Origin of the sequence: Rhodococcus sp. NPDC057014 (assembly GCF_042673295.1) — a bacterium.
Classification (GTDB): Bacteria; Actinomycetota; Actinomycetes; order Mycobacteriales; family Mycobacteriaceae; genus Rhodococcus_F.
Map to the genome: position 1 here is coordinate 1 of NZ_JBHUSF010000428.1, position 6,228 is coordinate 6,228.

Annotated in this window: 8 protein-coding genes and 1 tRNA gene; 6 read left to right on the forward strand and 3 right to left on the reverse strand. The window is 67.7% G+C overall.

What is annotated here, in order from left to right:
- Positions 1-106 precede the first annotated feature (106 nt).
- From ACFTZB_RS41760 to ACFTZB_RS41770, 3 genes are all read left to right on the forward strand, one after another.
- A tRNA-Lys gene (locus ACFTZB_RS41760) sits at positions 107-179 on the forward strand.
- Between the two features lie 70 nt (positions 180-249).
- On the forward strand, positions 250-414 hold the full coding sequence (locus ACFTZB_RS41765; RefSeq protein WP_378441241.1) for a hypothetical protein: 165 nt from the start codon (positions 250-252) through the stop codon (positions 412-414).
- Positions 375-1,520: an RNA polymerase sigma factor gene (locus ACFTZB_RS41770; protein WP_378441243.1), complete on the forward strand. Its 1,146-nt coding sequence runs from the start codon at positions 375-377 to the stop codon at positions 1,518-1,520. Before ACFTZB_RS41765 ends, ACFTZB_RS41770 begins: the two co-directional genes overlap by 40 nt.
- A gap of 7 nt (positions 1,521-1,527) precedes the next feature.
- Here ACFTZB_RS41770 and ACFTZB_RS41775 read toward each other — a convergent pair whose 3' ends face one another.
- The gene (locus tag ACFTZB_RS41775) at positions 1,528-2,115 is read right to left on the reverse strand and encodes a TetR family transcriptional regulator (RefSeq protein ID WP_378441245.1); all 588 of its coding nucleotides are present in this window, start codon (positions 2,113-2,115) and stop codon (positions 1,528-1,530) included.
- 117 nt (positions 2,116-2,232) lie between these two features.
- On the opposite strand from ACFTZB_RS41775, the gene ACFTZB_RS41780 reads away from it, so the two are divergent.
- Together ACFTZB_RS41780 and ACFTZB_RS41785 are read left to right on the forward strand one after the other, a co-directional pair.
- The gene (locus ACFTZB_RS41780) at positions 2,233-2,706 is read left to right on the forward strand and encodes a DUF4334 domain-containing protein (protein WP_378441247.1); all 474 of its coding nucleotides are present in this window, start codon (positions 2,233-2,235) and stop codon (positions 2,704-2,706) included.
- A gap of 6 nt (positions 2,707-2,712) precedes the next feature.
- Positions 2,713-3,801, forward strand: a complete 1,089-nt coding sequence (locus tag ACFTZB_RS41785; protein ID WP_378441249.1) for an NAD(P)-dependent alcohol dehydrogenase — start codon at positions 2,713-2,715, stop codon at positions 3,799-3,801.
- A 4-nt stretch (positions 3,802-3,805) separates the two neighbouring features.
- Here the strand turns inward: ACFTZB_RS41785 and ACFTZB_RS41790 are convergent, their stop codons facing one another.
- Positions 3,806-4,399: a hypothetical protein gene (locus ACFTZB_RS41790; protein ID WP_378441251.1), complete on the reverse strand. Its 594-nt coding sequence runs from the start codon at positions 4,397-4,399 to the stop codon at positions 3,806-3,808.
- The gene (locus ACFTZB_RS41795; RefSeq protein ID WP_378441253.1) at positions 4,399-4,836 is read right to left on the reverse strand and encodes an MmcQ/YjbR family DNA-binding protein; all 438 of its coding nucleotides are present in this window, start codon (positions 4,834-4,836) and stop codon (positions 4,399-4,401) included. The genes ACFTZB_RS41790 and ACFTZB_RS41795 overlap by 1 nt, the downstream gene beginning before the upstream one ends.
- Before the next feature lie 418 nt (positions 4,837-5,254).
- On the opposite strand from ACFTZB_RS41795, the gene ACFTZB_RS41800 reads away from it, so the two are divergent.
- Entirely contained in the window at positions 5,255-6,211 is a 957-nt protein-coding gene (locus ACFTZB_RS41800; RefSeq protein WP_276138161.1) for an acyl-ACP desaturase, read from the forward strand.
- Positions 6,212-6,228 lie beyond the last annotated feature (17 nt).

The window sequence follows — 6,228 nt, forward strand, 5'->3', positions numbered from 1 at the left end:
GCAGGGGGTGCGCACCCGAGCCGACCACTTCGATCCCCCGGGCGGCGCGCCGTGCCGGGGGTGCTGTTTTCCCGGTCACTGTCTGCGCACTAGACTCTGGCCCCGCGCCCCTATAGCTCAGTTGGTAGAGCTACGGACTTTTAATCCGCAGGTCGTAGGTTCGAGCCCTACTGGGGGCACCGTCCCGACCAGGTTCATCCTGGTCGGGTAGTGCGACTGACGCGTTCGGAGCGGTGGAGTGGTCACGACGTGACCACCCGCCGACCCGGCGGCGTCATCATCGTGGTCGTGGTGATGTCGAGAATCCGCGGCCGGCTCCGTCCCCGCAGTGAACACGGCCACAACGGGCCGTACCTCACCAAGGAGGTTCGCCAGTGGACGAGGCGGTACTGCGCACTCTCACCCCCGCCGTGATCGGAATCCTCGTCCGCCGCGGAGCCGACTTCGCCGCGGCCGAGGATGCCGTGCAGGACGCCCTGGTCGAGGCAGTGCGCGCGTGGCCGGACGACCCGCCGCGGGATCCCAAGGGCTGGCTGGTCACCGTGGCCTGGCGCAGGTTCCTCGATACCGCCCGCGCCCACGCCTCCCGCAGGCAGCGCGAGGAACGCATCGAGGCCGAGCCCGTGCCGGGACCGGTCGAGGCGGTGGACGACACGCTCCAGCTGTACTTCCTGTGCGCCCACCCGTCCCTGACACCGGCATCGTCCGTCGCACTCACGCTGCGCGCGGTCGGCGGCCTGACGACGCGTCAGATCGCGCAGGCCTACCTGGTGCCGGAGGCGACGATGGCCCAGCGCATCAGCCGGGCCAAGCGGACCGTCTCGGGCGTCCGGTTCAACCAGCCCGGCGACGTCGCCACGGTGCTGCGGGTGCTCTACCTGGTGTTCAACGAGGGGTACTCCGGCGAGGTCGACCTCGCCGCCGAGGCGATCCGGCTCACCCGGCAGCTCGCGGCCGCGATCGACCATCCGGAGGTCGCCGGGCTGCTCGCGCTCATGTTGCTCCACCACGCGCGGCGCCCTGCCCGGACGGGCCCCGACGGCAGTCTCGTACCCCTCGCCGAGCAGGACCGCAGCCTGTGGGACACCCGCCTGATCGCGGAGGGCGTCGACGTACTCCAGGCGGCCCTGGCCCGCGACCGACTGGGTGAGTTCCAGGCCCAGGCCGCCATCGCCGCGCTCCATGCCGACGCCCGGACGGCGGAGGAGACCGACTGGGTGCAGATCGTCGAGTGGTACGACGAACTGGTGCATCTCACCGACAGCCCGGTGGCGCGCCTCAACCGTGCCGTCGCGGTCGGCGAGGCCGACGGCCCGCGCGCCGGCCTGGCCGCACTGGCGGCACTGGACGACGCACTGCCCCGTCACGCCGCGGTGGCGGCGTATCTCCGCGAGCGGGACGGTGACCTGGCAGCGGCGGCGCGGCTCTACGCGGAGGCGGCCGACAAGGCACCCAATCTCCCCGAACGCGACCACCTCACACGGCAGGCCGCTCGGCTCAACGCGCTGCTGCGCAGCTGAGCGACACTCACCGCCCGCCCGGCGCGTCGGTCGGAGGCACCCGGATCAACCGCCGAACGGCTTCCACCGCGGTCTCTCGCCGCTGTGCCACCGTGCGCTCCCCCGACTTCTTGCCGCCGGGTGCGGTGGCCAGCGATCGGACGACGTCGGTGATCACGAGCAGTAGTTCGCCCGCGTTCCACAACGGATCGACGAACCCCTCCTGCTGTCCTCGGCGAATCTCGGCGGCCTTGGGACGCAGGGTGACGATCCGCGCGTCGCTGTCCGCGATCTGTTCCCGCATCTCGAGGTCGGCCCACTCCTGCAGCCGTGCGTTCTCGGGGTGCGCCACGTAGTCGTCGAACAAGCGGCCTGCATACCCCGGCAGATCGTCGCCCCGCAGTGCCGTCTGTTCCGTGGTCTCCGCGATCCACTGCTGAATGACGGCGTCGAACAGCGCTTCCTTGCTGTCGAAGTACGCGTAGAGGCGGTCCTTGCTCGCCCGTGCCGCCGCCGCGATGCGGTTGATCCGGGCCCCGGCGACTCCGTAGCGGGCGAATTCGTCCTTGGCCGCGGCGAGGATCCGGTCGCGCGTGGCTTCTCCCGCTGATCGCATGCCGACATCCTAAATTGCCCGTTGCCGAACCAGTTGGTTCGGCGTAGCGTGCGCAGTTGACGAACAATTTGGTTCGGAAACTCGACTGCCCGTCCGCCCGAGAACCGAGGTACGACCATGGACATCGATCAGGCCCGCAACACGTTCCACGAGCTACGCCGGCGCGACACTGGCGTCTCCCCCGACGAACTCGACGCCGTGTGGGCCGCACTCGACACCGTGCGGGCAGAGGACATCCTCGGCAGCTGGAAGGGCGACGACTTCGCCACCGGACACCGCCTGCACGACAAGCTGGTCGCGAGCCGCTGGCACGGAAAGACGTTCCACTCCCTCGAGGACGCGAAGCCGTTGATCTGCCGGGACGCGGACGGCAACCTCTATTCCGACGTCGACGGCGGCAACGGCGAGGCCAGCCTGTGGAACATCGAGTTCCGGGGCGAGGTCACCGCGACCATGGTGTATGACGGCGCCCCCATCTTCGATCACTTCAAGAAGGTCGACGACTCGACGCTCATGGGCATCATGAACGGAAAGTCCGCACTGGTCCTCGACGGCGGCAGGCACTACTACTTCCTGCTCGAACGAGACTGAGCCCCAATGCAGGTCACAGCAGCGCTCTCCCGAGGACCCGATTCTCCGTTCACACTGGAGACGGTCGAACTCGACGAGCCCCGCGCGGACGAGGTTCTGGTGCGGATCGTCGCCACCGGCCTGTGCCACACGGACCTCGTCACCAAGGCGGCGCTCCCCACCGCCGCCGGACCGGCCGTCCTCGGGCACGAAGGGGCCGGGATCGTGGTCGACGTCGGGGCACGCGTGAGCCGGATAGCGCCCGGCGATCACGTGATTCTCAGCTACCGCCACTGCGGTGACTGCGACCAATGCCGAAGTGCGAGTCCGGCGTACTGCGTCGACGCGCACCGCCTGAACAGTTCGGGCAGGCGCGCGGACGGCTCGGCCACCGTCACCCGCAACGGCGAACCGGTGCGCGCCGCCTTCTTCGGCCAGTCCAGCTTCGCCGACCACGTTCTCGCGACGGCCGACAACGTCGTCGTCGTCGACGGGTCCGTCGACCTGGCCGCCGCTGCACCGCTCGGCTGCGGGTTCCAGACGGGCGCCGGTGCGGTACTGAACGTGCTCCGGCCCGGCAGCGATTCGAGTGTGGTCGTCTTCGGCGCAGGCAGCGTCGGGTTCGCCGCGCTACTTGCCGCCCGATCGATAGGTATTGCAACGCTTTTCGCGGTCGATCCGGTGCCCGCGAGGCGTGCGCTCGCGGCGGAGTTCGGCGCGGTCGCGCTCGATCCCGGGACGCAGGACGTCGTCGCGGCGATCCGCGAGGGAACCGGCGGCGGCGCCACCCACACGCTGGACACGACGGGCATCCCGACCGTCATCGGTCAGGCGCTGTCGTCGCTGCGGGCGCGGGGCAGCGCGGTGGCGGTCGGACTGGGTACACCCGAAGTGGCGGTGAACATTCAGGACCTGATGTTGAACGGCAAGACCCTCCGCGGCTGCGTCGAGGGCGATTCGTCCGTGCAGCAGTTCATTCCGCACTTGCTGGCGCTGCACGCCGAGGGACGGTTCCCGTTCGACCGTCTCGTCACCGAATATCGGTTCGAGGACATCAACCGCGCCGTCGCCGATCAGGCTGCGGGCACGGTGATCAAGCCCGTGCTCGTGTGGTGAATCGTCAGGGTGCGGCAGGTGACGGCCCGTCGCCGGCGGCCTGTCCGTCTTTCGCCTTCGTGTCTCTGCGCATCTCGGCCAGATCCTCACCGCGCTTGCGGTACGTGAAGCTGACTCCGGCGACGCCGAGGAACAGCACCACTCCGATGATGGCGCCCGCGAGCGACGCACCGCGGAATCCGGGCGCGTCGACGTCCATGATCCGTTCGCCGGCGTGCGCCGCACTGTTGCCGCCGAGCACCACGCTGAGCGTCAGCAGATTGGGCAGCACCACAAGGACTCCGAGGATCAGCAACACGATCTGCACGGGCTTGAACCGGCGCCTGCGGAACAACCGCCACGCCCCGCGGAACAGCAGCAGGGGAAGCAGCGTGCACAGGGTGCCGAACAACAGTCCCCACAGGATGCCGCCGCCGAAGCTGCCGTCCGCCATCCCGCCCACGTTCTGCGCCCACGCCCGTGGGAGGTACGCCGCGAGGATGAAATACGCGATGACCAGCACCACCAGGAGGACGGCGATCCCGATGGCCTTCCTGGCCCACGACGGCAGCCCCGACTTCGCCGGCGTGGTGGTGGATGCGCTGTCGTCGGTCGTCATCACTGGTCTCCCTGCGTCGGCAACGGTTCTTCGTCCAGCACCTGCTTCGCCAGTCGCTTCGGCGCGACGAGCGTGTACGACGTCCTGATCCACTCACGCAGCTGTTCCCACCGGGGCCCGTCCGCGTCCGCGACGTCCACTGCGATCCAGCCGTGTCTACCGAGACCGTATCCCGCGGGCTCCGCCCCCGGTTCCGTCGCGACCACCGCTTCCGCTTCGTCGACGGTGAGCTTCACCGTCAACCGGGTAGCGTCCACGTCACTGAACACGAAGTTCTTGCCCCGCACCCGGAATGTCGGGTGCCCGTCCCACTGGGCGATGTCCACCCGTACGGCTTCGGGCAATTCGGCGGCGATCTGTTCGAGGCGGCTCATGTTGTTGCCCATGTGACGATTGTCGGCAGCACCCCGACCCACCGCAACAGGCATAACGGACATACGGGATTCACTGATGCCGGTTCTCGGCGGCCTGCCCACGGGGTGGCGATATTCACACCTGGGGTGGACCGAATTCCCAGGAGACTCGGAGCCCGGACGAAGCGCCTCCGGCACAACCGTCGACACGGCTCGAGTTCGGGCGAGGAATCTGTGGAGACCCACAAATCTGTGATCGTCCACAACTGCCCGCGCGTCGCTGTGATGATCTCTCCCTGGGATGATTACGCTGGTCACCGCACACGCAACCTCATCAGTACACTGTCATGTAACGGTTCGCCGCGTGGCGGCGACACTTCCCGGAAGGTCCATTACGGATCGGTAACTTCGACGGTTCCCGGGCCGCCGACGGCGTTTACCAACCTACTTACGGTGCCGTAGGCTGAACAAAGTCAAATTTGAGCTACTGGAGGCATTACACATGGCGAGGGACCTGACCCAACTCGAACTGCTGCAGGAGTTGTCGCCGGTTGCAGAAGAGAACGTCAACCGCCACCTCTCCATGGCCAAGGAATGGCATCCCCACGACTATGTTCCGTGGGACGAAGGACGCAACTTCGCCGCGATGGGCGGCACCGATTGGGACCCCGAGCAGTCGCAGCTCGACGAGGTCGCCAAGGCCGCGATGATCACGAACCTCCTCACCGAGGACAATCTGCCGTCGTACCACCGCGAGATCGCGGAGAACTTTTCGCAGGACGGCGCGTGGGGAACGTGGGTCGGTCGCTGGACCGCCGAGGAGAACCGTCACGGAATCGTGATGCGCGATTACCTCGTCGTGACCCGCGCCGTCGACCCCGTCCAGCTCGAGCGCTTCCGCATGGAGCACATGACGAACGGCTTCGCATCCCCCGCCGACGTCGACGCAGGCTTCCTCCACTCCGTCGCGTACGTCACGTTCCAGGAACTCGCGACCCGCGTGAGCCACCGCAATACCGGTAAGGCGTGCAAGGACCCGATCGCGGACAAGATGCTGCAGCGCATCGCAGCCGACGAGAACCTGCACATGATCTTCTACCGCAACATGTGCGGTGCGGCCCTCGACCTCGCGCCCGACCAGGCGCTCGAGGCCGTGAACATGATCGTCCAGAACTTCCAGATGCCGGGCGCCGGCATGCCGAACTTCCGGCGCAACGGTGTCCTCATGGCCAAGCACGGCATCTACGACCTGCGTCAGCACCTCGAAGAGGTCGTGATGCCCGTCCTGCGCAAGTGGAACATCTTCGAGCGGAACGATTTCACCGCCCGCGGCGAAGAGATCCGCGAGAGCCTCGGCAAGTTCCTCGAGAACCTCGAGGGCCAGGCCACCAAGTTCGAGGAGCAGCGCGACCGCATGCTGGCCCGCGAGGCCAAGAAGCGCGAGCAGAAGGCTTCGTGACGTAAACAGTTATCCTG